Origin of the sequence: Citrobacter gillenii, assembly GCF_013337685.1 — a bacterium.
Classification (GTDB): Bacteria; Pseudomonadota; Gammaproteobacteria; order Enterobacterales; family Enterobacteriaceae; genus Citrobacter; species Citrobacter gillenii.
On the sequence record NZ_SUQN01000003.1, the window covers coordinates 64,227 to 89,561 of the forward strand.

Here is a 25,335-nt window from a genome sequence, read left to right on the forward strand (position 1 = left end):
AAACGGTTGCTTAAAACCATTGCCCCCCTGAATGTGACTGCTAGAATGCCGGTAAATATGACTTTCACACTCAGGAAATGTTATGAAACCGACGACCATTTCCTTGCTGCAAAAATGCAAGCAAGAGAAAAAGCGCTTCGCGACGATTACGGCCTACGACTACAGCTTCGCTAAACTCTTTGCCGACGAAGGCATCAATGTGATGCTGGTCGGCGACTCACTGGGAATGACAATACAAGGGCACGATTCCACCCTACCGGTCACCGTTGAAGACATCGCCTATCACACCCGGGCAGTGCGTCACGGTGCGCCAAATTGCCTGCTGCTTGCCGATCTACCGTTCATGGCCTACGCCACGCCGGAGCAAGCCTTTGCTAACGCGGCGGTGGTGATGCGCGCTGGCGCAAACATGGTCAAGATTGAAGGTGGCGCGTGGCTGGTTGATACGGTGAAAATGCTGACCGAACGTGCGGTCCCGGTGTGCGGCCATCTGGGCTTAACACCCCAGTCGGTGAATATCTTTGGCGGTTATAAAGTGCAGGGCCGTGGCGATGCTGGCCAAACGCTGCTCGACGATGCGCTGGCATTAGAAGCCGCAGGTGCGCAGCTGCTGGTGCTGGAGTGTGTTCCGGTTGAGCTGGCAAAACGCGTGACCGAAGCGCTGTCCATCCCGGTCATCGGCATCGGCGCAGGCAATGTCACCGACGGTCAGATCCTGGTGATGCATGATGCGTTTGGTATTACCGGCGGTCATATTCCGAAATTTGCCAAAAATTTCCTCAATGAAGCGGGCGACATGCGCGCCGCGGTGCGGCAGTATATTACCGAGGTTGAATCCGGCGTTTACCCGGGTGAAGAACACAGTTTCCATTAAGGAGTCAAGGTGTGCTAATTATTGAAACCCTACCGCTGCTGCGCCAGCACGTTCGTCGTCTGCGTCAGGAAGGTAAGCGCGTCGCGTTAGTTCCCACCATGGGCAACCTGCACGATGGTCATATGAAGCTGGTCGATGAAGCTCGGGCTCGAGCGGATGTAGTGATCGCCAGCATTTTCGTTAACCCGATGCAGTTTGACCGCCCGGACGATCTGGTGCGCTACCCGCGTACGCTGCAAGAAGATTGCGAAAAGCTGAACAAACGTAAAGTCGATTACGTCTTTGCTCCAGCCGTAGAAGAAATCTACCCTCAGGGTCTGGAAGGCCACACTTTCGTTGATGTTCCCGGCCTCTCCACCATGCTGGAAGGTGCAAGTCGTCCAGGTCACTTCCGCGGTGTTGCCACCATCGTTAGCAAGCTGTTCAACCTGATCCAGCCTGATATCGCCTGCTTTGGCGAGAAAGACTTTCAGCAGCTGGCGCTAATTCGCAAAATGGTGGCCGATCTGGGTTACGACATTGAGATCGTCGGTGTGCCGATTATTCGCGCCAAAGACGGTTTAGCCCTCAGCTCACGCAACGGCTACCTGACGGCTGAGCAGCGTAAAATCGCCCCAGGCTTGTACAAAGTGATGAGCCGCATTGGGGAAAAATTACAGGCCGGTGAGCGCGATCAGGAAGAGATCATTGCCATTGCAGAGCAGGAGCTGAACGAAAAAGGCTTCCGTGCCGATGACATTCAGATTCGCGATGCCGATACTTTGCTGGCGCTAAGCGAAACCAGTAAACGTGCAGTAATTCTGGTCGCTGCATGGCTGGGCCAGGCGCGTCTCATCGACAATCAAAGCGTTACATTAGCCCAGTAGACAGGGGCTAAAAATCGGGCAATACTGCCTAAAAATTTCTCAAAGCAGGTCGTTTTTGCCTGCTTTGCCAAGGTAAACGACAGGGTATAGACGTTATGATTCGCACCATGCTGCAAGGCAAGCTTCACCGCGTGAAGGTCACTCAGGCGGACCTGCATTACGAAGGCTCCTGCGCTATTGACCAGGACTTCCTCGATGCTTCCGGTATTCTGGAAAACGAAGCGATTGATATCTGGAACGTGACCAACGGTAAACGTTTCTCTACGTATGCCATTGCGGCTGAACGCGGCTCGAAGATCATCTCCGTGAACGGTGCTGCGGCGCATTGCGCTGAAGTTGGCGACATCGTGATTATCGCCAGCTTCGTGACGATGTCTGATGAAGAAGCGCGAACCTGGCGCCCGAAAGTTGCCTACTTCGAAGGCGATAACGAAATGAAACGTACTGCGAAAGCGATTCCGGTACAGGTTGCCTGATAATATAATAGCCTTGAAATATTTTTCAGGGCTATTATTCATAAAATATATAAAAAGCGCAGAATAATAAATATCACAAAATATATTATATTTTATTAATTAATCCTGTAAAACTTATTTTCGATTTTAACATATTCACCTAAGTCATTCAAACGCTCAATTCTACATTCATTATCAACAATTCTTAATTCCCCCTACAGTCCTTTCAAGAATAAAATGCCCAGACCTAAAATTCTTTAGGCTCCCTCCATTTATTGCCGGGAATATTTAATTTTATATGGATGTTAACAAATGAATAAGTTGAGCATTGCTGCGGCAGCAATTGTTTTCGCACTGGGTTCAGCATCTGCATTCGCAGATGATGTAGGTCTGATCACTTTTGATGGTGCCGTTACTGACACCACCTGCACCATCACCACTAACAACGGTGTTGACGCCAACAACGTCACCATCACCATGCCAGTGGTAAAAGTCAGCGAAGTTGAAGGGGCGACCACTGACACTGGCGGCGTTGGTTCCAAAGAATTCGAACTGCATCTGAGCGGTTGCCCGACAACGCTGACCAAAGCGTCAGCCACCTTCACCTCTCAGCAGTTCGCTGAACTGTCTAACGGTACCCTGAAAACCGATCCGAGCGTTTCTGGGCATGCCGATAACGTAAGCCTGGCGCTGTATAACAACGGTTCCAGCAACACTGACCGCATCGAGGTTGGCCTGCCGGCGAACAACACTCAGACAGCAACGCTGGACGAAGGTGTTGGCGTACTGGCTTACCGCGTGGCTTACGTTCCAAGCGCAGACTGGGTGAAAGGGACGACTGATATCACCGCCGGTAAAGTCAGCAGCAACGCTACCTTTACTATGTCCTACGAGTAATCACGCCGTAGTTGGATTATGCGCCTGCCTTTTCCGCAGGCGCATCGCAGGGAGCATATATGCATCGTTACACCCAATTGACCCTCGCTGCTCTGGTATGCGCCAGCGCTGCGTTAAGCACATTTAGCGCCAGTGCGGACATCGTTATCTCCGGCACTCGCGTTGTGTATCCACAGTCATCCAAAGACGTTACCGTCAAGATGGAAAACCGTGGCAACAAACCGCTGCTGGTGCAGTCCTGGCTGGACGACGGTCGTGATACGGTTAATCCACAAGAGCTGAAATTACCGTTTATCGTCACGCCACCGGTCTCGCGCGTTGATCCGTCAAAAGGCCAGACCGTCCGTATTACGTGGACCGGGCAGGCCCTGCCTCAGGATCGGGAATCTCTGTTCTGGTTTAACGTGCTGGAAGTTCCGCCAAAGGCAAAAGACGCCAATGCCCAGAACGTCCTGCAGCTCGCGTTCCGTACTCGTATTAAGATGTTTTTTCGCCCGGACGGTTTACAGGGCGATCCGGCCACCGCGGCGGGAAATCTGAAATGGTCACAGCAGGGCGGAACACTGGTTGCCAATAATAGCAGTCCTTATTACGTATCGATGGCAAGCGCCACTATTACGGCAAGCGGTAAGAAAATAAATGTCGATTCCCATACGATCTCACCGCTATCAAGTGAAGTTATTCCGCTAAAAAACACGCCTAATATATCAGGTGGAAAAATAGAATATGCCGCAATTAATGATTTCGGTGGGATAGAGAAGCACCAGGCCAGCATTAATTAATTACCGCGCTGAAGGATATCAGCATCCAGAAGAGATAAGGGAACTATGCTTTTTCGTCGATCATTATTGTGTACAGCTATTTATATTGCACTCCAGTCTCCAGTAATGGCAGAAGAAGCATCTCCAGTTTTAGCGGATGATGTTGAATTTAACGATCAATTTCTCTTCAATACTGGCTCAAACATCGACGTAAGTCGTTATTCAAAAGGCAACCCAGTCCCACCGGGTACCTATAAAACGCAGATCCTGCTGAATGGTCAGCGTAAATTGCTGGGCGATTTTACCTTCAACGATAATGGCACGCCACGCGCTACGCCCTGCTTCACTAGCAAGTTATTGACGCAAATTGGCGTCAAAACAGCAGGGATGGATCTCGAGTCTGCTGAATGTGTCGATCTTGCCAAACAGTTCCCGCAGTCCTCATGGAATTATGATATCGGCACTCAGGAACTGTCACTCTCCATGCCGCAGATTTACGTCCTCAAAAACCCTAACGGATACGTCGATCCTTCGTTATGGCAGGATGGTATTCCGGTGGCAATGTTTTCTTATGATCTCAACAGCTGGCATTCGGAAAACAGCGGTAGCAGCTCTGACTCGGCCTATGCCGGATTAAAATACGGTGCCAATTTTGGCGCATGGCATCTGCGTGCCAGAGGTAACGCGAACTGGGACAAAGACAACGGCAGCGAATACTCTAGCCAGGATATTTATCTACAGCGTGATATCACGGCATTGCGCTCGCAGTTTCTGGTTGGCGACTCCTTTACCCGCGGTGATGCCTTTGATTCCTTCAGCCTGCGCGGCGTTCGTTTTTATAACGATGACCGTATGCTCCCCGGCGGGGCGTCAACCTTCGCCCCGGAAATTCGCGGCGTGGCAAAAAGCAACGCCAAGGTCACGATTAAGCAAAGCGGCAGTAAAATTTATGAAACCACGGTGCCGCCCGGCCCCTTCGCTATCAACGATCTCAGTACCACCGGCTATGGCAGCAATCTGGATGTTTCTATTGAAGAAGCCGACGGCAGCGTGCGCACCTTCTCGGTGCCCTACTCCTCCGTCACACAGATGCTGCGTCCTGGCTATGGTCGCTGGGACGTTGGCGCAGGCGAACTGCACGACAATGGCTTAAAAGAGAAGCCTCGACTGGGCTACGCCAGCGGCTACTACGGCCTGAATAATACCTTCACTGTTTACACCGGTGCTCAGTACATGGACGTCGGCTATTACGCTGGCTTGCTGGGTATCGCCACCAATACGCCAGTGGGTGCCTTCGCTTTTGACGTTACGCACTCAAATACATCGGTCGACGATCTGGACACCCTCACCGGGCAGAGCTATCGCATCACCTGGAGTAAGCTGATTGAAGATTCGCAAACGTCTTTCAACATTGCCGCCTACCGTTTCTCGACTGAAAACTACATGTCGCTGCGCGATGCCGCCACGCTAAACGATAACGTGAAGCACAACGGATCGGATGCAAACAATGAGTTCAGCAATTTCCAACGCATGAAAAACCAGTTCCAAATCAATATCAGCCAGCCGGTCTCTCTGTGGGATTCCAGCAGCGGGAACCTGTATGTGAACGGGAGTTGGGAGGACTACTGGAACAAGTCGTCATCGACCTCGCAATACAGCATCGGCTACAGCGATTCCTTCTCATGGGCCAGCTACAGCCTTTCCGTTCAGCGCACCTATAACGAATACGGTGATAAAGACGACAGCGTTTACTTAAGTCTGAGTATTCCGCTGGAAAACCTGTTCGGTCGTAACAAAAGGCCGCTCGGTTTTTCCACCGTCAACATGAGCGTCAACAGTGATCTGAAGTCGAACAATAACTTCGCCACCAGCGCCAACGGTAACACTGACGACTATCGCTTTAACTATAGCGTTAACACCAGCGCCAGCCGTAGTGACAGCGGCTCAATTAACCAGGTTGGCGGCTACGGTAGCTACAACAGCTCACTGGGGCCACTCAGCGTGTCGGCTTCCGCATCCGACGATAACAGCCGTCAATATTCATTAAGTTACAGCGGCGGCATGTTGCTGCACTCCGGCGGCCTGACGCTGGCGCCGAACAGCATCGGCGATACCGACACGCTGGCACTGGTTCACGCTTCGGGTGCCAAAGGCGCGCGCTTAACCAATGGCGACGGCGAAATTAACCGCTTTGGCTATGCCATCCAGCCTTATCTGTCCGCTTACCGGGAAAATAATGTAGGCATCAATATCGACAAAATGGAACACGACGTCGAGGTGAAAAACACCAGCTCCGTGGTGATTCCGCGCAGCGGCGCCGTGGTACGGGTGGATTTCGAAACCGATGAAGGACGTTCACTGCTGCTGGAGTTGCAACGTACCGATAACGGCTTTATCCCGCTCGGCTCGGATGTGCAAAACGAAAAAGGTGAATCTATCGGGACCGTCGGGCAGGCCGGTATGGCGTACGTTCGCGGTGTCGTTGACAGCGGCAAACTGCTTGTCATCTGGGGCAGCGGCAGCGACGGACGCTGCACCGTCAACTATCAGCTCGATAGCGAGAAAGCTGAACAGAAAGTTGGCCTTACCCGTCTACTGAGTAACCAACGTTGCCAGATGTAATGGCATTATTTTTACAGGGATTATGAAGATAATGAGACTGAAAAAACTCTACCTACTGGGCTGTAGCGGACTGCTGTTCGCAACCGCATACCCAACCCAGGCGACATCACTGGATGTCACCTTTACCGCAACGCTACGCGAAACCACCTGTGATATGGCTATCGAAGGCGGCAGTGGTACTGGTCTAGACAACACCATTCCCATTGGCTCGGGAGGAACCGTCAGCCTCGATAAAATCGTCAACGGCGACAGTGCAGCACAGGCAACTTTTAAGCTGAAAATCAACGAATGCCCGGACAGCTTACAAGGGCTAAAAACCACCATAACGGGCACCAAGTCTGGCTATTCCGACTACATCATAGTTAACGGAGCAGGAACGGCTGATGCCGCAAGCTACCTCGGTCTTACTATCGCCAGGGGTTCCGCAACCGATGCGCCTTTCATCATTAACGCCACTACTGATACGGGCCGGATAGTCTGGAGCAGCGCGGAAATCAGCGCTAAAGAAGTGTCGTTAGTCGCCGCATTAGCGGAAACCAGCAAAGGCAAAGGCACCACAGGTGACTTTAGCGCCGTGGCGACCTTCAACTTCACCTACGAATAATCATCAGAAAAGGGATCTCTTGATGAAAAAATTATCATTTCTGGGCGGCGTTGCCGGTGCAGTGCTTTTTTCTGCTCACTCTTTTGCCGCAATAACCGGTACCGCCAGCGTTTCGGCAACCTTTACCACGACCGTCTCGGCAGGCACCTGTACGGCACAAATTCAGAACACCGGTGGTCAGGCTATCAGTACATTGGATTTCGGCGAGGTCTTTAAGTCAGATCTGGTCAATCAAAGCCGCAGCGAGCCGTTCAAAGTGGCCTTTACCGACTGCGCGGGCGTCAAAACCGCCAGCTATCAGGTCGTCTCCGGTACCGGGGGCGGGTGTTCAGGGCCAAGCACTAACGGAGATTCATTCTCTGCTGGTAACGCCACCGGTTTTGAAGTCTGGCAAGGCGTAGCCGGAACAGGAACGCTGCTAAGCTGCAATACCAAGCCCGCGCAAACGCTCACCATGAGCGGCAGTACGCTCGATGTTGCTTTTGCCTCCCGTATTGTTATCGCCAAGGATAGAACGATTTCCAACGTCACGGCAGGCAGCGTCAGCGCGCCGGTCACGTTTGTTGTCACCTATCAGTAAACCTAGAGGAGTAGAGCCGTCATGCCATTCAACATCCAAATACTCTCTTCACTAGGGAGAGCACTACTGATAATGGGAGTGACTGGCGGACTCTACACTGCCCCCTGCTTTGCGGATGAGGACGCGGGAGGTCTGGACGTCACTCTCACGGCTAACGTCGTGGAGAACACTTGCCAGATCTCCCTCTCAGATAACGGATTGGTTCATTTACCGATCGTTTCACGGGGTTGGTTTTACAACGGCGACGGCACAACACGTCTGCAGCCGGGCGATGCCGACAGCGGCACGCAGTTTAGTGTCAACGTTGAAAGCTGCACTAATGATACGGCAACGGTTAACGCAATGGTGTTCCGCTTTCAGCCGCAAAACGGCACCTGGCCTGCCGAGAGCCAGCAGGTATTTATCAACGACACACCCGCGGCCACTGGCGGGGCGGAAAACGTCGGCATCGTGATTTTCTCCAGCAGCGATAACCGTAACGTCGTCAATAGCGACGGCAGTTCATCCGTCGCCATTGATGTTTCAACATCAGCCAACTATCTGACCCGTTACGACTTTTACGCCCGCTACCAGAATACCGGCATCGTGAGCGCCGGAAAGATCACCAGCCATGTGCTGGTTGATGCTATTTATCAATAATCAAGGAAGATGACATGATTAAATATCTACTACTCCCGGTAGCGCTATTGGCCCTGAGTTTTAATGCCAGCGCAAGCACAGAATGCCGCCTCTCACAGAGTGGCAAAAGTGGCACTATGGCGCTGAATGGCGGAGGGACAAACCCGATTTCATTTCACTATGTGAGCGACGACGTCTCAGGCTCCATCTATGAACTCACCTATTTTGATCCCTCGCTTGACCGTGATCTCTGGACCTATTGCAATAACGGAAAGGACGGCGTGGCATTTTATATGAATACCACCGAAGCCTCGAGGGTCAATATGACCGATGGCAGAGCGCTTTATCCTACCAATGTCGACGGTATTTACTATGCGGTAAAAATGTATAGCACCGGCGGAGGCGGCGGTTATTTTCCGTCGTCTAGTGGAGGCTCGTGGGTCATGGTCGACAGCGGTAGCATAGACTACTGGGACAGCAAGCAAATGAAAGCTACCGTAACGCTATATCAGGGTAGCGGGTTTGCTGGAAATGTTAACAACGTCAGCGCGATTACACCAAAAGATTCACGCACGCTGGGGCAAATTCGCATCGGCACCGCAGATTCTGATGATAACAACCCGTGGACCATCAACGTTACGCCGACCAGCTTTAGCGTGCCGGTTTACGCAGCAACCTGCACCGCGGTATCGGCCAATAACGGCACCAATAACGTTGATTTTGGCGAGATCATGATGTCATCGCTCAGAGATGGCTACTGGCCATATCAGAATTTTACGTTGCAGATGAAGTACTGTACCAACACCGTGTGGATGCGTTTTAAACTGACTTCAACGGCCAGCACCACCAATGGCACTGGTTATATGCTCCTCAAAAACACGCTGAGTGGCAGCAATGCGGCGAAAGGGATTGGCGTTTACGTGCAAACCAATGTGATAACTCGCGAGGGAGACGGAGGCTTTAAACCCGGAGCTGAAATCTGGAGTCCAATGACGAGCGTCGCGAATAGCCTCTCCCTCGACCTGCCTTTTTATGCACGTATTTACGAGCTCGATGATGGTAGTACAGTGACCGCCGGTGAATTTAAGGCCATTGGCACCTTCACCATCGACTACTTTTGATTTTACCCCTGCGGCTGGTTACTGATCAGCCGCGACATCGTCTCTAGCGAATCCGTTCTTAAAATATAAAGCCTTTTCAATAAGAACGGATTATCCCCCGGTTTCACCTTCCCTTTCACCGTCGTCACCGCTAAGTGAAACCCCGCCTCTCCTGCCGCTGTCACCGCCGTAGCGTTATAACTGCCAAAGGGGTATGAGAGGTACAGCACATGCGGATTAAACTGCGCCAGCGCGCGCCGCGAACGGGCAAAATCAAACAGGATATTATGGTGGCTACGACTCAGCAGGATCGGCCGACGGTAACCATCTACCCGATGTAAAAAATGGGTATGTGACTGAAAGTCAAACACATCCCTGATGCCATTCAATTCAGAGACGCTCATAAACTGCAGCGATTTTGGATCCCACTTTTGCGGATGCCGCTTAATACGCGATGAGATAATAAACGCCGTTGCTTTCATGCCGTATTGTTTCAACACCGGATACGCATAGCGGCTGACCGACTTCAGGCCATCGTCAAAGGTTACCACCACCGCGCGCGCGGGCAGATTAGCGCGGTTACGCACGTAGTCTTCTAACTGGTACATCGTCAGCGTGGTGTAGCCCATATCACGCAGCCAGGTCATCTGGTTGCTGAAAGCACGTACGGAAGTGGTCGTCGAGGTATGGCGAAAACGGGTGTTCTCTTCATCACGCAGAATGTGATGGTAAGTCAGCACCGGGATCCCATTATCGGTCTGAGCATCTAAGGCGCTGATATAAGCCAGCCGGTCGCCGATACGGATTTGAAACCACGTCTGGTTCAGCCTGTCTTTCAGCTTGTTTATTATGGGATAGCGCAGATTGTCCGCCAGCACGCCAAACGGCGCACTCCCGGCGTCGGGGGCGTTATAAACCGGCGTATCTTTCCAGGTGATCAGGTTCTGATTGCTCAGGGGCTTATTGAGATCGCCCAATCCATCTTCGACCTTCTGTCGCCCCTGAACGCGCTCCAGATGGCCTTTATCGATAAATCCCTTACCGAAGCCAAAGGTAAACGCGTAATAGTCTTCGCCACCGGGAATGACCGAGAGGATCTGGCCCGCACGAATATTCCCTACCGTCACCATTTTATTGCCAACCTGCGCCCAGACAGCAGCATCTTCAGTGGTTTGCATATAGCGCGCAGGCAACGCCGCAACCGCAAAACCAGAAAACAGGAACATCAGAATAAGCAGAGCACGCATAACCATATGGGATAACCGAGGCGAAAAACCTCGGTTATTGTAGCAAAAGCATCATCAATACCAATGCTTAATACTCATACAAATCATGCTTCAACACAAAGGGGGGATTTTTCTGTTGCTGATGCCACAGGCTGGTGACATCAGGACCGCCGAGGGAAACAATTTGATTGCGAAACGCCGCGCTGCTCATCGATTCTCGCGACAAAAGCATTCGCTCAAGCAATGGATACGTCACGCCTGAGATCACTTCACACTGGGAATGTTTATGGCTCATCAATGCCGCCGCGCGATAAGGCGCAGCACCTGGAATATCCGTCAGGAATATCACACCCTCGCCAGAATCTGTGTCATGCAGGGCATCGCACATCATCCGACTTAACATATTTGAACTCAGTCCACGCCAAAACCCTACCGCCCGGCATTGCGCCTGCGAGCCGAACTTTTTTTCCAGACGATGCAGCATATCCTGTGCCGTATCGTCATGACAGGTAATCACCCAACCTAACATTGCCTACCTCCTTAGCAGACAAGTAGTTTATCAGGGTGATAAATACATAACGGTGATAAACATCAAAAGTCTTCCTCTCCCGGTCCGGGAGAGGAAGAAAGAATCAGCTACGTAACCCACGTCCGCGTTGAATCAGATACCAGCAGAGTAAATAAAAGGCGGCAATAAACACCACCAGCACGCCAAAGGTCGTGACCAGCGGTACATCATGAATGCCGAGGAAACCGTAGCGGAAACCACTGATCATGTAGACAATCGGGTTCAGGTGCGACAGTCCCTGCCAGAACGGCGGCAGCAGCGTTAGCGAGTAGAACACGCCGCCCAGGTAGGTCAGCGGTGTCAGCACAAAGGTCGGGATCAGACTGATATCGTCAAAGGTTTTGGCAAAAACCGCATTCAGCAATCCGGCCAGCGAGAACAGGACCGCCGTCAGGACGAGCGTAAGCGCCACAAAGACCCACGAATGTACCTGAAACGGCACAAAGAACAGGGAGATAGCGGTCACCAGAATACCTACGCACAGCCCGCGCGCCACGCCACCACCGACAAAACCGGTAATAATGACGTGCGTCGGTACCGGCGCGACCAGCAGTTCTTCAATGTTGCGTTGAAACTTGGCGCTGAAAAATGACGACGCGACGTTGGCGTACGAATTGGTAATGACCGCCATCATAATCAGCCCCGGTACGATGAACTGCATATAGCTAAAGCCGTGCATTTCGCCGATGCGTGAGCCAATCAAATTACCGAAGATAATAAAATACAGCGTCATGGTAATGACCGGTGGGACCAGCGTCTGGATCCAGATCCGCATAAAACGGTGGATCTCTTTCGCCCAGATGCTTTTCAGTGCGACCCAGTAAAGCTGCATCATGTGCGATCTCCTTGTTTGTCATGCACCAGAGAAACAAACAGTTCCTCCAGTCGGTTCGCCTTGTTACGCATACTCAATACCTGAACGCCCTGGGCGCTCAGCTGGGAAAACACGCTGTTTACCCCCTGCTCTCTCAGCACTTCGACTTCCAGCGTGGAAGTATCAACCAGACGGTATTGATAGCCCTCCAGTTTGGGCAACGGGCTTTTCGCTGCTAAATCGAGAATAAAGGTCTCGGATTTCAGTTTGGAAAGCAGGTTTTTCATCGACGTATTCTCCACCAGCTCACCATGCTGAATAATACCGATATTACGGCACAGCATTTCCGCCTCTTCGAGGTAGTGGGTGGTCAGAATAATCGTCGTGCCTTTGTCGTTTAAATCTTTTAAAAATCCCCACATTGAACGACGCAGTTCGATATCAACGCCCGCCGTCGGTTCATCGAGGATCAGTAGCTTCGGCTCATGCATCAAGGCACGGGCGATCATCAAACGTCGCTTCATACCGCCGGACAACATACGCGCCCGTTCGTTACGTTTTTCCCACAGATCGAGCTGTTTTAGATAAATTTCGCTGCGTTTTACCGCCTCTTTATACTCAACGCCGTAATAGCCCGCCTGGTTCACCACGATCTGCTGCACGGTTTCAAACGGGTTAAAGTTAAACTCCTGCGGCACGAGCCCAAGCTGGCGTTTAGCGTTAACCGTATCTTTTTCAAGATCGTAGCCAAAGACGCTCACCCGCCCTGAGGATTTGTTCACCAGCGAGCTGATAATCCCGATGGTGGTGGACTTTCCTGCGCCGTTAGGACCTAAAAGCGCATAAAAATCACCCGCTTCGACTTGCAAATCTATGCCGCGTAGCGCCTGAACGCCACCGGGATAAGTCTTTTTAAGTTGTTGAAGTTCCAGAGCAATGGTCATGGTTTTTTACTTACCTTACATTCTAATACTTGATATTTGGTTTTAATAAATCAGGAGTTACCCTATATTAGCGCAACGCAATTTACTGGGTTACAGCCTCCATGAAAGACATAGATACACTTATCAGCAACAATGCACTATGGTCAAAGATGCTGATAGAAGAGGACCCCGGATTTTTTGAAACGCTGACGCATGCGCAGAATCCGCGCTTTCTATGGATTGGATGCTCCGATAGCCGCGTTCCCGCGGAACGTTTAACCGGTCTTGAACCGGGCGAATTATTTGTTCACCGTAATGTTGCCAATCTGGTAATTCATACCGATCTGAACTGCCTCTCAGTGGTTCAGTATGCGGTTGATGTGCTGGAAGTGGAACACATTATTATTTGTGGGCACTACGGTTGCGGTGGCGTACAGGCCGCCATTGAAAATACAGAATTGGGACTGATTGATAACTGGTTGCTGCATATCCGCGATATCTGGTTTAAACACAGCTCACTGCTCGGGGAAATGCCGCCGGAGCGTCGTATTGATACACTGTGCGAGCTGAATGTCATGGAGCAGGTCTACAACCTGGGCCACTCCACCATCATGCGTTCAGCCTGGAAGCGTGGTCAGAAGGTCACTATTCACGGATGGGCCTACGGTATTCATGATGGCCTACTTCGCGATCTGGACGTGACCGCCACCAGCCGTGAATCCCTGGAACAGCGCTACCGACAGGGGCTGTCGAACCTCAGCCAAAAGCACAGTAACCATAAGTAACGCAACATTGCCGGGGGGCGGCTACGCCTTACCCGGCCTACAAAACGCTCACCATCAGGCACGTTCGCAGTTTTACTCGTCCAGCAGTACCACTTTGCCAACATACGGCAGATGGCGATAACGCTGGGCGTAGTCAATGCCATAACCGACAACAAACTCATCCGGAATGGAAAAGCCGATAAATTCGACTGGAACATTCACTTCACGACGGGAGGGTTTGTCCAGCAGCGTACAAATAGCCAGAGATTTCGGCTCGCGCAGGCTGAGGATTTCACGCACTTTTGACAGCGTGTTACCGGAGTCGATGATATCTTCGACAATCAGTACATCTTTACCACGAATGTCTTCATCCAGGTCTTTGAGGATTTTAACATCACGGGTAGTCGACATGCCGCTGCCGTAGCTTGAGGCGGTCATGAAGTCGACTTCGTGGGAGACATGCACTTCACGGCACAGGTCTGCCATAAACATAAATGAGCCGCGTAACAGACCAACCAGCACCATGTCACTGCCGCTGTCCTTGTAACGTTCGTTAATCTGACGCCCGAGTTCAGCAATGCGCGCTTTGATCTCCGCTTCCGGGATCATGACTTCTACAGTATGTTTCATATCTCTAACCATATGATTTAAAAACAAATCACTCAATGCTCACTCTTAATAAGACAGCATCTAAGCGCAAGGTACGAAGTATACCAGTAAAAGCCTTTATTCGCGGCATCTGTTGTCCTATGACGGTATCTTTACCCCACATCAGAACAGAGAACATGGGTCTTCCCTGGCCGCCCTGGGCAAGACTCAATAAAAATACCCGCTATTTACTGCGGGTATTTTATTGCTCTCAGATTTTTGACAACAATCACTTATCAAATTTAAGCGACATTAACGATGCTTTCGCCACATCCTGATATTGTTCAACCAAATCTTTGGTCATATTAAAAGCGACCTGCACGGCTTTATCTTTTTCCGACGTTACCAGCATCATATTCAGGATTTCGGTATCCGGCGCCTGGGAGCGGAAGGTAATTAGCCAGGCTTTATGCCCATCCACGGTCACGGCTTCCGCCTGCGGTTTGAAGTTAGTCAGCATTTTTAGCATCGCATCTTTCGCTTGATCCAACTGTGATGCGGGCAACGCGCTGCGCCCGGCGGTCATCCCTAAAGAGGCCTTGCCACGCTCGTCGCCATAAATAACCTGCGGACGATTTTCCGAAGGGTATTTAATTTTCGCCATTTCGTCGGACATTGGCGTCAGCGTTTGCGGAATTTCGATACTCAAATTGAGCTGCGGGATATTCTGGCGTTGCATTTTCATTTCGGCATGCGCTGAAATCGCCACCATCATGACAAAAGATGCGGTGAGTACCTTGCGGAAAAGATCCATTCTAACCTCATGATTTATTATTAATCATATCAGTATATCCGCCGCGCTAATGAATGGAACGGTAAATGCCCATTTTAAGAACATCCTGTTTTACCGGATGGCAAAAATGCCATCCGGTCATTTTGTTACACGGTAAAGCCGAGCATCATGCCGGTGTCTTCATGCTCTAACAGATGGCAGTGCGCCATATAGGCATGCTCTTTCGGTGCATCGTGATCAAACTTCACTAACACTTCGCTGACGCCGCCTTCAACACGAACAGTATCCTTCCAGCCCGCACGATGCGCGGCCGGTGCTTTACCGTTCTCAGACAGAATGCGGAATTGGGTGCCGTGAATATGGAACGGATGCAGCATCATGTCGCCCTGCCCGGAAATCACCCAGCGTTCGTGCTGACCTTTCGTCGCGGCAAACATCGGTTTATTCATATCAAATGCCTGGCCATTAATGCGGTTGGCATTATGGAAATCGAACGTCCCGCCGTGGTCCATGCTGCCCATATTGCCGTGATTCATATTACCGTGATTCATGTTGCCATGATTCATTTTACCGTGGCCCATCTCGCCATTATTCATATGCCCCATCATCTGCCCATGCCCCATGCCTGCCATGGCCTGGTCGCCATATTTCTGCATCAGCATCTGCATGCCCATCATGTCGAGCATCGGGTCCATAGACAGCTGCAGCCTGCGCACCGTCAGTCCTTCCAGTGAAGGCAAGGCTGGCAGGGTGGTCAACGTGTCCGGCAGCGTACCGGAAGCGGTGATACGCAATGGCTGGATGCGCATCACCGGATGCGGCTTATCAAAGGGTGCAATCGCCATCCCCATCTGACTCACCGGCAGCGTGACCAGATCAAAAGCTTTGCCATCGCTGATATCCACCAGCACTTCAAACCGTTCGCCCATCAGCATGGGCAGCTCGGAGACTTTCACCGGCTCTGCCAACAGTCCGCCGTCGCTGGCAATGACGTAAAGTGGACGGTTGTCGCTGGCCGCCACGTTAAGTGAGCGGGCGTTACAGCCATTCAGCAAACGCAGACGCAGCCAACCGCGCGGCGCGGCATGCTGCGGATACATCGCCCCGTTAGTCAGCAGCGTATCGCCAAACCACCCGACGGCGGCGGTCATCATATCCAGCTGATAGTTAATTTGTCCGTCTGCGGAGAACTGTTTGTCCTGAATAATCACCGGAACATCATCAATGCCCCACTGTTTCGGCAACAGCAGTTTGTGGATGTCCTCATCTTCAATCAGCACCAGTCCGGCCAGCCCCATCGCCACCTGACGACCGGTTTTGCCGTGCTGATGTGGGTGGAACCAGCAGGTCGCTGCCCGTTGTTCGGGCGTGAAGGTCACAGAACGTTTCCCGCCCGCCTGAATAACCCCTTGCGGTCCGCCATCGACGTCACCGGGAATTTCCAGGCCGTGCCAGTGCAGCGTCGTCTCTTCGGCCAGCTGATTATGGATATCAACGGTGACCGCTTTACCTTTCTGCAGTTTCAGCGCCGGTCCCAGTAAATTACCGTTATATCCCCAGGTGGTCGCGGTTTTACCGGCAAAGGTCGACTGCCCGGCTTGAACGATCAACTGTATACGATCGGCAGCATCTGTCGTTAACAGGTCAGGGATAGGTAACGCAGGACGCTCAGCAGCGAAAACCGAACGGCTCCAGAGAGGTAACGCTGACGCGACGCCCAGCGCCACGGAGTACTTTAAAAAGTCACGACGTTGCATAATCACTTCCTTATATTCAGCAGCTTAAGCAGGCTATCTTTTAAGCATAAGCCTTCCCCTTACGGGAAGGTCAAGTGAACCGCTGATAATAAAGGTCGTCGCTTCGCTCGCAGTGTGCTAACGTTTAAATTCCGTGATGCAGTGGTAGAAGCAATGAAGACGTTTTTCAGAACAATTTTGTTCGGCAGCCTGATGGCCGTATGCGCAAACAGCTACGCGCTCAGCGAGTCCGAAGCCGAAGATATGGCCGATTTAACGGCAGTGTTTGTCTTTCTGAAAAATGACTGTGGATACCAGAATTTGCCCAATGGGCAGATCCGTCGCGCACTGGTCTTTTTTGCCCAGCAGAACCAGTGGGACCTCAGTAATTACGACACCTTCGACATGAAATCACTCGGTGAAGACAGCTATCGCGATTTAAGCGGTATCGGGATCCCGGTTGCCAAAAAGTGCAAAGCGCTGGCGCGTGACTCCCTGAGCCTGTTGGCCTACGTTAAATAATGTGATGCCGGATGGCGTTGACCGGCAGCGTCAGCAAAACCGACTTCACCGCGTTATCCCCCTGTGTCACCCGTAGTACCGCTTCGCCCAACTGTCGCCCGACCTCTTCGTGATCGACGGTAAACAGGCAGGCGGACGACATCACCCGTGACGAAAAGTCGCTGCTCGCCGTGGCGCACAGCATCGACTTTTCATCCAGACCGCAATCAGGCAATCCAGCCAGATAATGGCAGGCGCCCATCAGCAGAAAGTCGTTAATAAAAATAATAAAGTCAGGCTTTGCATTTTGCTGCATAAACTTCTGCATGGCCTCCTCACCAGATGACTCAGCAACGGCACCAAAGAAAATCAGCCCGTCGTTCGGCGTTTGTCCACTTTCACGCATTTCCTCCAGACAGCCGTCAAGAAACTGCAGCCCATGCATGCTGTCAGCACCTAGCGTCGCAACAGCAATACGCTTTGCCCCCTGACGCAGCGCAAAACGCACGCACTGCCGCCCCATCTCTTCATGGTGGAAATCGACCCAGTTAAAATGCCCTTTCAGCACCCGACTTTGTCCCATCGTGACGAAAGGAAACCGTCGATCGTTCAGCAATAAAATCCGCTCATCATCAATACGCGTATCCGTCAGGATGACCGCATCCGCACGGTTTTGCTCAATGATTTTTTGCAACAGTTGCTGCTCCCCCTGCCGATCTGTGGTGATGTGGATGACAGGATCGATACCGCTGGCTTTCAAGCTGGACTGTAGCCCTCTGGCAATACGCATAAAAAATGATGCGGTATGAACGTTGCCGCCGTCTGCGGCAGGCAGCAGCAGCGCCACGGCCCCCACCTTACCGCTGCGCAGATGCCGGGCGGAAGCATTCGGCCGATAGCCCAGTTTTTCCGCCGCCTCCAGCACTTTTTTCCGCGTATGGTTACTGATATCGCTTTTGTTATTCAACGCCTTCGAGACCGTCGCCGTAGAAAGATTCAGAAACTCAGCAAGTTCTTTAATATTCATTTTTCCGCATGGACTAAATTGCTTCAGACAAGGATATTTCTGCAATCTAAACCATTAATTTCCCGATGACAATAAAAAATCATTTTAACACAACATGATTATGTTGAAGAGATCACAATTACGTAGGAAAAGCCATTGCTATCGTTATTTTTCAGATCTAGCATAAAATAATACGAAATCGATTAAGTATTTTTTTAAGACACCTACAAACAAAACTAACAAAGGTAATCCCTATGCAATTAGATAGCCCGCTTCCTGTTGCGGCATCCGTCAATAAAACACGGCCACAGGTGATTTGGATTTGTCTGTTAGCGGCTCTCGCCGGTTTGTTATTCGGCCTGGATATTGGCGTCATCTCCGGCGCACTCCCGCTTATCGCCAAAGAATATCATCTACTTGATAACCAACAAGAATGGATCGTCAGCTCAATGATGGTCGGTGCCGCAGCTGCAACCCTGTGCAGCGGCTTTCTGGCGTATCGATTAGGGCGTAAATATGCCCTGCTCATTGCCGCTGGCTCATTCTGTATCGGTGCCATTATCTGTACCTGTGCCGTCAGCGCGGATATGTTGATCGCCGGTCGCTTAATTCTCGGTGTTGGCCTCGGCGTCGCCTCTTACGCAACGCCGCTTTATCTTTCTGAAATCACGCCAAAAAATATCCGCGGTGCGATGATTTCCGCTTATCAGTTAATGATTGCTCTCGGAATTTTAATCGTCTTTCTGACCAATACCGCCTTCAGCTACAGCGGCAACTGGCGTGGAATGCTGCTGGTTGTGGCTATCCCATCACTGGTTTTCCTGTTTGGCGCTTTGTTCCTGCCTCGTAGCCCACGCTGGCTGATGATGCATGGCAGAGAAGAGGATGCCAGAGCCGTATTGCTGCGCCTGCGCAACAGCCGCGAAGAGGTTGAAAGCGAGCTGCAGGAAATTAAAGAACAGCTTAAAGTTAAACAACACGGCTGGCATTTATTTAAAGAAAATAAACACTTTCGCCGTAGTGTCGGATTAGGGATCGTCCTGCAAGTCATGCAACAGTTCTCCGGCGTCAATGTGATGATGTACTACGCGCCGCGTATCTTCCACGAAATTGGCTTTAGTTCTACAGCAGACCAAATGTGGGGAACGGTAATCGTTGGCCTGGTGATGACGGTGGCGACCTTTATCGCCGTCGGTTTTGTCGACCGTTGGGGACGTAAGCCTATGCTGTATGTTGGTTTTATCACCATGGGCATTGCGATGAGCGTGGTAGGCTCACTACTGGGTGGTGATGCGTTATCGGTGATGGAGAAAGGCGTCACCGTGGCGATGCTGCTACTGTTTATCGTCGGTTTTTCTATGTCAGCAGGCCCGCTAATCTGGTTATTATGCTCCGAAATTCAGCCATTAAAAGGGCGTGAATTTGGCATTACCTGTTCCACATTTACCTGCCATATCGCCGGGATGATTGTCAGTGCAACCTTCCTGTCGCTACTCAATACATTAGGTAGCGCCCACACGTTCTATCTATATGCCTTATTAAACCTTACTGCCATTATCATTATTTATTTCTTTGTTCCTGAAACAAAAAACATTTCACTAGAAAAAATTGAACAGAATCTAATGGCAGGAAAAAAATTACGCAACATTGGCCGATGATAAAATGGAGTATCGGACATGAGTTTTATAGAATTTACTGAAGATAATTTGTATATTTCTTTTTCGCTTAATGAAAAACAGCAAATTTATATTAGCCGGTTTTCAACAACCAGAGATTGCGCGGTGCACGGGGAGTTTCCGCTGGTACAGGTACATGCCAGCGGCTACAACCAAAACGATCACCATGCCCGCAAACATACCGGCAGCGAGCCGGGTTCATCGTTACGCTACCAGTCCCATTGTTTTAGCGAAAATGAGCGGGGAAAGAAGCTTGAAATCAGCCTTAACGGTGATGCGATAGCCGTAAGCTGGCACCTTCAGCATTTTCGCGACACGCGTACGGTGCGAGTCTGGTGCGAGGTACGCAATGATTCCCCTGAGCACCTCGGACTGGAATATGTCAGCTCCTTAACGCTGTTTGCCATCAATAGCCAGCAATGGGAAAAAACAGCACTTCTGCACTTGCCGCATAATAACTGGTACGGCGAGGCACAGTGGAAGAGTCGCTCACTGCCGGACCTCGGACTGGATAAAGTGAACCATTTTTCACTCGATCGTCTCTCGGTTGAGAGTACCGGAACCTGGTCCAGCATTGGCTATTTGCCCTGCGCCGCTTTTGAGGATACCGCAGCTGGCACCACGCTACTATGGCAGATTGAACACAGCGGCTCATGGCAGTGGGAAATTGGCGATTTCCGCGACCATCTCTATTTGCAAGTCAGCGGCCCCACCGAGAATGAAAGTCATTGGTGGAAAAATCTCGCTCCGGGAGAAACCTTTACTTCCGTACCGGTCGCCGTTGCGCTGGTTCAGGGAGGGTTGCAAGAAGCGCTACGGGAAATTACCCGTTATCGACGAAAAATACTACGCCCGTCGGCGGATAACCAGTGGCTCCCGGTGATATTCAATGACTATATGAACTGTCTTTCCGGCGATCCAACCACCGCGAAGCTGCTGCCACTCATTGACGCCGCCGCAAATGCGGGATGTGAGTACTTTTGTATCGACTGCGGCTGGTACTCTGATGGTGAATGGTGGGACGGGGTCGGCGAATGGCTTCCCGCACCAACACGCTTTCCCGGAGGGATCCGTGAACCGCTCGATTATATTACCGCCAAAGGCATGAAATCGGGGTTGTGGCTGGAACTGGAAGTGATGGGGATTGCCTGCCCGCTGGCGCAATCCTTACCTGATGCGTGTTTTTTCCTGCGCCACGGCAAACGGGTTATTGACCATCAGCGCTATCAGCTGGATTTTCGCCATCCTTTAGTGCTGGAGCATGCCGATCGGGTTATTTCCCGTCTGGTCGAGGAATATGGCATCAGCTATATCAAAATGGATTACAACATTAATGCGGGTATCGGGACAGAGTACGCAGCCGACAGCCCCGGCGACGGATTGCTACAGCACAATAGGGCTTATCTTAGCTGGCTGAAAAACATCATGGCTCGCTACCCGCAACTGGTGATTGAAAACTGCGGCAGTGGCGGCTTGCGCATGGACTATGCGCTTTTGCAGCAGCACAGCATTCAATCCGTTACCGATCAGACCGACTATCGCTTAATGGCCTCGATTGCCGCCGCTGCGGCCTCGGCGGTAACGCCTGAACAGGCCGCCATTTGGTCTTATCCCTTACGTGAAGGCGACCGTGAAGAAGTGGTGATGAACATGGTGAATAGCCTGCTGCTGCGGGTTCATCAAAGCGGGCATCTGGCGGAACTGAGCGAAGAGCGTTTCGAACTGGTTCAGGAAGGGATCGCACTGTATAAATCGTTTCGCCAGCAGATCCCTCACCTCGAGCCGTTCTGGCCTCTTGGCATTCCCTCTTTCGCGTCACCGTGGCTGGCATTTGGTCTGCGTAACGAAAATGAAGCCTGGCTGGCGGTCTGGCGTATGGAAAGTGAGCAGAGTTCAATCACGCTACCACTCGGTGGCGTCACGCAGGCAAGTTGCGTTTACCCGCACTTCGCCAAAGTGCTCTGTCAGCCAACGATCAACAAACATGAATTAATGATTTCACTACCGGAGAAACTGACCGCCAGATTGTTTCATCTCACTTTTGCCCACTAAATGAAAACCGCCTCCCGACAGGGAGGCAGTCATTATTTCTGCTGAACAAACTCGCGGTATGCCGCCACCACCTGCAGGAAATCTTCGACGCCGCACAGAGACAAACTCTCTTCGTCGTAGTAGTTCATCCCTTCTTCCATTTCGTCGCCCGTAAACTCCAGTTGATTGGCACGCACCATGACTTCTTCGCCATCCAGCCAGAGCGTGTACTCATGCCCTGCCCGCTGCCAGGAACGCTCACTGCCTTTTACCGCACGCGCTGCCTGTTCCACTTCATCCAGTAAGGCCAGGTTCTCTTTCACTTCTTCATTAAACCAGTGCCCTACCACTTCGTGGCCCATGGACATTCGCACTTTTACCACTCCGGTAATATCGCGCAGAAATTCGTAATCCATAATGTGTTCCTCTGCTCCCGGCAGTGCGCCAATACCGCACTGCACCTTGCTGTAATTATCGCAGCAGCGCGGCAGAAAAAAAGCGTAACGGGTATAAGGAATAGAAATAAAAATGCCCGAAGAAGCTGACCTCTCCGGGCATTGATGCGTTTTTGTGCAAAATCCGCTAGCGAATTATACCGCCGTCTGGAAAATCACGCTGTCCGCTTTCTCGGTGTACTGAGAGAGCTGGTCAAAGTTCAGATAACGGTAGGTATCCACGGCGGTTTTATCCACCTGGGCAACATAGGTCTGATACTCTTCCGCCGTTGGCAGCTTACCAATCAGCGCCGCCACGGCCGCCAGTTCCGCAGAAGCCAGATAAACGTTCGCGCCGGTACCTAAACGGTTCGGGAAGTTACGCGTTGACGTTGACACCACGGTCGCACCGTCGGCCACACGCGCCTGGTTACCCATGCACAGTGAACAGCCCGGGATCTCAATACGCGCCCCGCTCTTACCAAAGACGCTGTAATAGCCCTCTTCGGTCAGCTGTGCGGCATCCATACGGGTTGGCGGTGCCACCCACAGACGGGTCGGCAGCTGGCCTTTATGCGCATCCAGCAGCTTACCTGCGGCACGGAAGTGACCAATGTTGGTCATGCAGGAACCGATGAACACTTCGTCGATCTTCTCACCCTGCACGTCAGACAGCAGACGCGCGTCGTCAGGATCGTTCGGCGCACACAGGATTGGCTCTTTGATATCCGCCAGATCGATGTCGATCACTGCCGCATAGTCTGCGTCAGCGTCGGCTTCCAGCAGCTGTGGATCCGCCAGCCATTTTTCCATGCCCTGGATACGACGTTCCAGCGTACGGCGGTCACCGTAACCTTCGGCGATCATCCACTTCAGCAGGACGATGTTAGATGTCAGGTACTCAACGATCGGCTCTTTGTTCAGCTTAATGGTACAGCCAGCAGCAGAACGCTCAGCGGACGCATCGGTCAGTTCAAATGCCTGCTCGACTTTCAGATCCGGCAGGCCTTCGATTTCCAGGATGCGGCCGGAGAAGATGTTTTTCTTACCTTTCTTCTCAACGGTCAGCAGGCCCTGCTTGATCGCGTACAGCGGGATCGCGTGGACCAGATCGCGCAGGGTGATACCCGGCTGCATTTTGCCTTTGAAGCGCACCAGCACTGACTCCGGCATATCCAGTGGCATCACGCCAGTTGCAGCGGCAAACGCTACCAGACCAGAACCCGCCGGGAAGGAAATACCGATCGGGAAACGGGTATGCGAGTCACCACCGGTACCGACGGTATCCGGCAGCAGCATGCGGTTCAGCCACGAGTGAATAACACCATCGCCCGGACGCAGCGAGACGCCGCCACGGTTCATGATGAAGTCAGGCAGCGTGTGGTGCGTGGTCACGTCAACCGGCTTCGGATAGGCGGCGGTATGACAGAACGACTGCATCACCAGGTCTGCGGAGAAGCCCAGGCACGCCAGGTCTTTCAGTTCATCACGGGTCATTGGACCGGTGGTGTCCTGAGAACCTACAGAGGTCATTTTCGGTTCGCAGTAAGCACCCGGACGAATACCGGTAACACCGCAGGCACGCCCGACCATTTTCTGTGCCAGCGAGTAGCCGCGGTTGCTTTCCGCCACGTCTTTCGCCTGACGGAATACGTCGCTGTGCGGCAGACCCAGCGCTTCACGCGCTTTGGTGGTCAGGCCGCGACCGATGATCAGCGGAATACGGCCACCGGCGCGTACCTCGTCAATCAGCACATCGGTTTTCAGCTCAAAGGTCGCCAGCAGTTCATTGGTTTCATGGTTACGCACTTCACCTTTGAGTGGGTAAACGTCAATCACGTCGCCCATGTTCAGGTTGTTTACGTCCACTTCAATCGGCAGCGCGCCTGCATCTTCCATGGTGTTGAAGAAGATTGGCGCAATTTTACCACCGAGGCACAGACCACCGCCGCGCTTGTTCGGCACGTTCGGGATGTCATCGCCCATGAACCACAGTACGGAGTTGGTCGCAGATTTACGTGAAGAACCGGTGCCGACAACGTCGCCAACGTAGGCCAGTGGGTAGCCTTTCTTCTGCAGTTCTTCAATCTGTTTGATCGGACCAACGGCACCCGGTTGATCCGGCTCAATGCCTTCGCGGGCGTTTTTCAACATCGCCAGCGCGTGCAGCGGGATATCCGGACGCGACCATGCATCCGGAGCCGGAGACAGGTCGTCGGTATTGGTTTCGCCGGTCACTTTGAACACGGTAACGGTCATTTTCTCAGCGAGTGCTGGACGGTTCAGGAACCATTCGGCATCGGCCCAGGACTGCATTACCTGCTTCGCGTAGGCGTTGCCCGCTTTGGCTTTTTCTTCTACGTCATAGAAGTTATCGAACATCAGCAGCGTATGGGACAGTGCTTTAGCGGCAATCGGCGCCAGTTTCGCATCGTCCAGCGCGTCAATCAGCGGATGAATGTTGTATCCGCCTTGCATGGTGCCCAGCAGTTCAATGGCTTTCTCTGGTGTCACCAGCGGGGACATAGTGTCGCCTTTCGCGACGGCAGCAAGAAAACCCGCTTTAACATAAGCGGCTTCATCTACGCCAGGAGGAACGCGGTTGTTCAACAGGTCTAACAGGAATTCTTCTTCGCCCACAGGCGGGGTCTTCAGCAGCTCGACAAGTGCGGCCATTTGGGTTGCGTCTAACGGTTTTGGCACAATCCCTAAGGCGGCACGCTCAGCTACGTGCTTACGGTATTCTTCTAGCACGACGGTATCTCCTCGCTCTCATTGTCATATGCGGTAGGCGATTCTCTTCACGCTCCTGTGAGACAGCAGTTTGTAGGGTAAATGCCCGGTACCGCATAAGGCACAATAACAGGATTTTCACTAAGTGTTAATCCGTTTACAAAA

General features: G+C 51.9%; 24 protein-coding genes. 14 read left to right on the plus strand and 10 right to left on the minus strand.

Annotated elements, in window-relative coordinates:
- Positions 1-82: 82 nt before the first annotated feature.
- From panB to FCH32_RS07700, 10 genes are all read left to right on the plus strand, one after another.
- Positions 83-874 carry a 3-methyl-2-oxobutanoate hydroxymethyltransferase gene (panB, locus tag FCH32_RS07655; protein WP_117342296.1) on the plus strand — a complete coding sequence of 264 codons (792 nt, stop codon included), beginning with the start codon at positions 83-85 and terminating at the stop codon, positions 872-874.
- An 11-nt stretch (positions 875-885) separates the two neighbouring features.
- Positions 886-1,740 (plus strand): pantoate--beta-alanine ligase, encoded by an 855-nt coding sequence (panC, locus tag FCH32_RS07660; protein ID WP_115259425.1) that lies wholly within the window; start codon positions 886-888, stop codon positions 1,738-1,740.
- Positions 1,741-1,835: 95 nt separating this feature from the next.
- On the plus strand, positions 1,836-2,216 hold the full coding sequence (gene panD, locus FCH32_RS07665) for an aspartate 1-decarboxylase (protein ID WP_023178331.1): 381 nt from the start codon (positions 1,836-1,838) through the stop codon (positions 2,214-2,216).
- Positions 2,217-2,507: 291 nt separating this feature from the next.
- A complete protein-coding gene (locus FCH32_RS07670; RefSeq protein ID WP_137361987.1) occupies positions 2,508-3,092 on the plus strand; it encodes a fimbrial protein in 585 nt (194 codons plus the stop codon).
- A gap of 59 nt (positions 3,093-3,151) precedes the next feature.
- A complete protein-coding gene (locus FCH32_RS07675; RefSeq protein WP_135912571.1) occupies positions 3,152-3,874 on the plus strand; it encodes a fimbrial chaperone in 723 nt (240 codons plus the stop codon).
- Positions 3,875-3,919: 45 nt separating this feature from the next.
- Positions 3,920-6,475 (plus strand): outer membrane usher protein, encoded by a 2,556-nt coding sequence (locus FCH32_RS07680; protein WP_174360713.1) that lies wholly within the window; start codon positions 3,920-3,922, stop codon positions 6,473-6,475.
- 22 nt (positions 6,476-6,497) lie between these two features.
- A complete protein-coding gene (locus FCH32_RS07685) occupies positions 6,498-7,079 on the plus strand; it encodes a fimbrial protein (RefSeq protein WP_135912573.1) in 582 nt (193 codons plus the stop codon).
- A 22-nt stretch (positions 7,080-7,101) separates the two neighbouring features.
- Complete coding sequence (locus tag FCH32_RS07690) at positions 7,102-7,659, plus strand: fimbrial protein (RefSeq protein ID WP_115259430.1); 558 nt, start codon at positions 7,102-7,104, stop codon at positions 7,657-7,659.
- Positions 7,660-7,680: 21 nt separating this feature from the next.
- Positions 7,681-8,298: a fimbrial-like protein gene (locus FCH32_RS07695; protein WP_228758163.1), complete on the plus strand. Its 618-nt coding sequence runs from the start codon at positions 7,681-7,683 to the stop codon at positions 8,296-8,298.
- 14 nt (positions 8,299-8,312) lie between these two features.
- Positions 8,313-9,398, plus strand: a complete 1,086-nt coding sequence (locus FCH32_RS07700) for a fimbrial protein (RefSeq protein ID WP_137399700.1) — start codon at positions 8,313-8,315, stop codon at positions 9,396-9,398.
- A gap of 2 nt (positions 9,399-9,400) precedes the next feature.
- On the opposite strand, the gene FCH32_RS07705 is transcribed toward FCH32_RS07700, so the two are convergent.
- The 4 genes from FCH32_RS07705 to FCH32_RS07720 all read right to left on the minus strand — a co-directional run bounded on the left by FCH32_RS07705 (position 9,401) and on the right by FCH32_RS07720 (position 12,929).
- On the minus strand, positions 9,401-10,630 hold the full coding sequence (locus FCH32_RS07705; protein WP_135912575.1) for a polysaccharide deacetylase family protein: 1,230 nt from the start codon (positions 10,628-10,630) through the stop codon (positions 9,401-9,403).
- 61 nt (positions 10,631-10,691) lie between these two features.
- Positions 10,692-11,132 (minus strand): PTS sugar transporter subunit IIA, encoded by a 441-nt coding sequence (locus tag FCH32_RS07710; RefSeq protein ID WP_115259434.1) that lies wholly within the window; start codon positions 11,130-11,132, stop codon positions 10,692-10,694.
- A 103-nt stretch (positions 11,133-11,235) separates the two neighbouring features.
- A complete protein-coding gene (locus tag FCH32_RS07715; protein ID WP_096758268.1) occupies positions 11,236-12,006 on the minus strand; it encodes an ABC transporter permease in 771 nt (256 codons plus the stop codon).
- The gene (locus FCH32_RS07720; RefSeq protein ID WP_096758269.1) at positions 12,003-12,929 is read right to left on the minus strand and encodes an ABC transporter ATP-binding protein; all 927 of its coding nucleotides are present in this window, start codon (positions 12,927-12,929) and stop codon (positions 12,003-12,005) included. Before FCH32_RS07720 ends, FCH32_RS07715 begins: the two co-directional genes overlap by 4 nt.
- Positions 12,930-13,030: 101 nt before the next feature.
- Between FCH32_RS07720 and can the strand changes: the two genes are divergently transcribed.
- Positions 13,031-13,693, plus strand: coding sequence for a carbonate dehydratase (can, locus tag FCH32_RS07725; protein ID WP_096758270.1), 663 nt, complete (start codon positions 13,031-13,033; stop codon positions 13,691-13,693).
- Between the two features lie 72 nt (positions 13,694-13,765).
- Here the strand turns inward: can and hpt are convergent, their stop codons facing one another.
- The 3 genes from hpt to cueO all read right to left on the minus strand — a co-directional run bounded on the left by hpt (position 13,766) and on the right by cueO (position 16,810).
- Positions 13,766-14,302 (minus strand): hypoxanthine phosphoribosyltransferase, encoded by a 537-nt coding sequence (gene hpt / locus FCH32_RS07730; protein ID WP_003018658.1) that lies wholly within the window; start codon positions 14,300-14,302, stop codon positions 13,766-13,768.
- Positions 14,303-14,549: 247 nt separating this feature from the next.
- Positions 14,550-15,074, minus strand: coding sequence for a hypothetical protein (locus tag FCH32_RS07735; protein ID WP_096758271.1), 525 nt, complete (start codon positions 15,072-15,074; stop codon positions 14,550-14,552).
- A 125-nt stretch (positions 15,075-15,199) separates the two neighbouring features.
- A complete protein-coding gene (gene cueO / locus FCH32_RS07740) occupies positions 15,200-16,810 on the minus strand; it encodes a multicopper oxidase CueO (protein ID WP_117342305.1) in 1,611 nt (536 codons plus the stop codon).
- A 153-nt stretch (positions 16,811-16,963) separates the two neighbouring features.
- On the opposite strand from cueO, the gene FCH32_RS07745 reads away from it, so the two are divergent.
- Positions 16,964-17,311 (plus strand): YacC family pilotin-like protein, encoded by a 348-nt coding sequence (locus FCH32_RS07745; RefSeq protein ID WP_096758273.1) that lies wholly within the window; start codon positions 16,964-16,966, stop codon positions 17,309-17,311.
- Here FCH32_RS07745 and FCH32_RS07750 read toward each other — a convergent pair.
- The gene (locus tag FCH32_RS07750; protein ID WP_115259437.1) at positions 17,304-18,317 is read right to left on the minus strand and encodes a LacI family DNA-binding transcriptional regulator; all 1,014 of its coding nucleotides are present in this window, start codon (positions 18,315-18,317) and stop codon (positions 17,304-17,306) included. The genes FCH32_RS07745 and FCH32_RS07750 overlap by 8 nt on opposite strands.
- 233 nt (positions 18,318-18,550) lie before the next feature.
- On the opposite strand from FCH32_RS07750, the gene FCH32_RS07755 reads away from it, so the two are divergent.
- Together FCH32_RS07755 and FCH32_RS07760 are read left to right on the plus strand one after the other, a co-directional pair.
- Entirely contained in the window at positions 18,551-19,954 is a 1,404-nt protein-coding gene (locus FCH32_RS07755; RefSeq protein ID WP_115259438.1) for a sugar porter family MFS transporter, read from the plus strand.
- Positions 19,955-19,972: 18 nt separating this feature from the next.
- Complete coding sequence (locus FCH32_RS07760; RefSeq protein ID WP_174360714.1) at positions 19,973-22,024, plus strand: glycoside hydrolase family 36 protein; 2,052 nt, start codon at positions 19,973-19,975, stop codon at positions 22,022-22,024.
- Between the two features lie 32 nt (positions 22,025-22,056).
- Here FCH32_RS07760 and yacL read toward each other — a convergent pair whose 3' ends face one another.
- Together yacL and acnB are read right to left on the minus strand one after the other, a co-directional pair.
- Entirely contained in the window at positions 22,057-22,419 is a 363-nt protein-coding gene (gene yacL / locus FCH32_RS07765; RefSeq protein ID WP_096758276.1) for a protein YacL, read from the minus strand.
- Positions 22,420-22,593: 174 nt separating this feature from the next.
- Entirely contained in the window at positions 22,594-25,191 is a 2,598-nt protein-coding gene (acnB, locus tag FCH32_RS07770) for a bifunctional aconitate hydratase 2/2-methylisocitrate dehydratase (protein WP_174360715.1), read from the minus strand.
- Positions 25,192-25,335 lie beyond the last annotated feature (144 nt).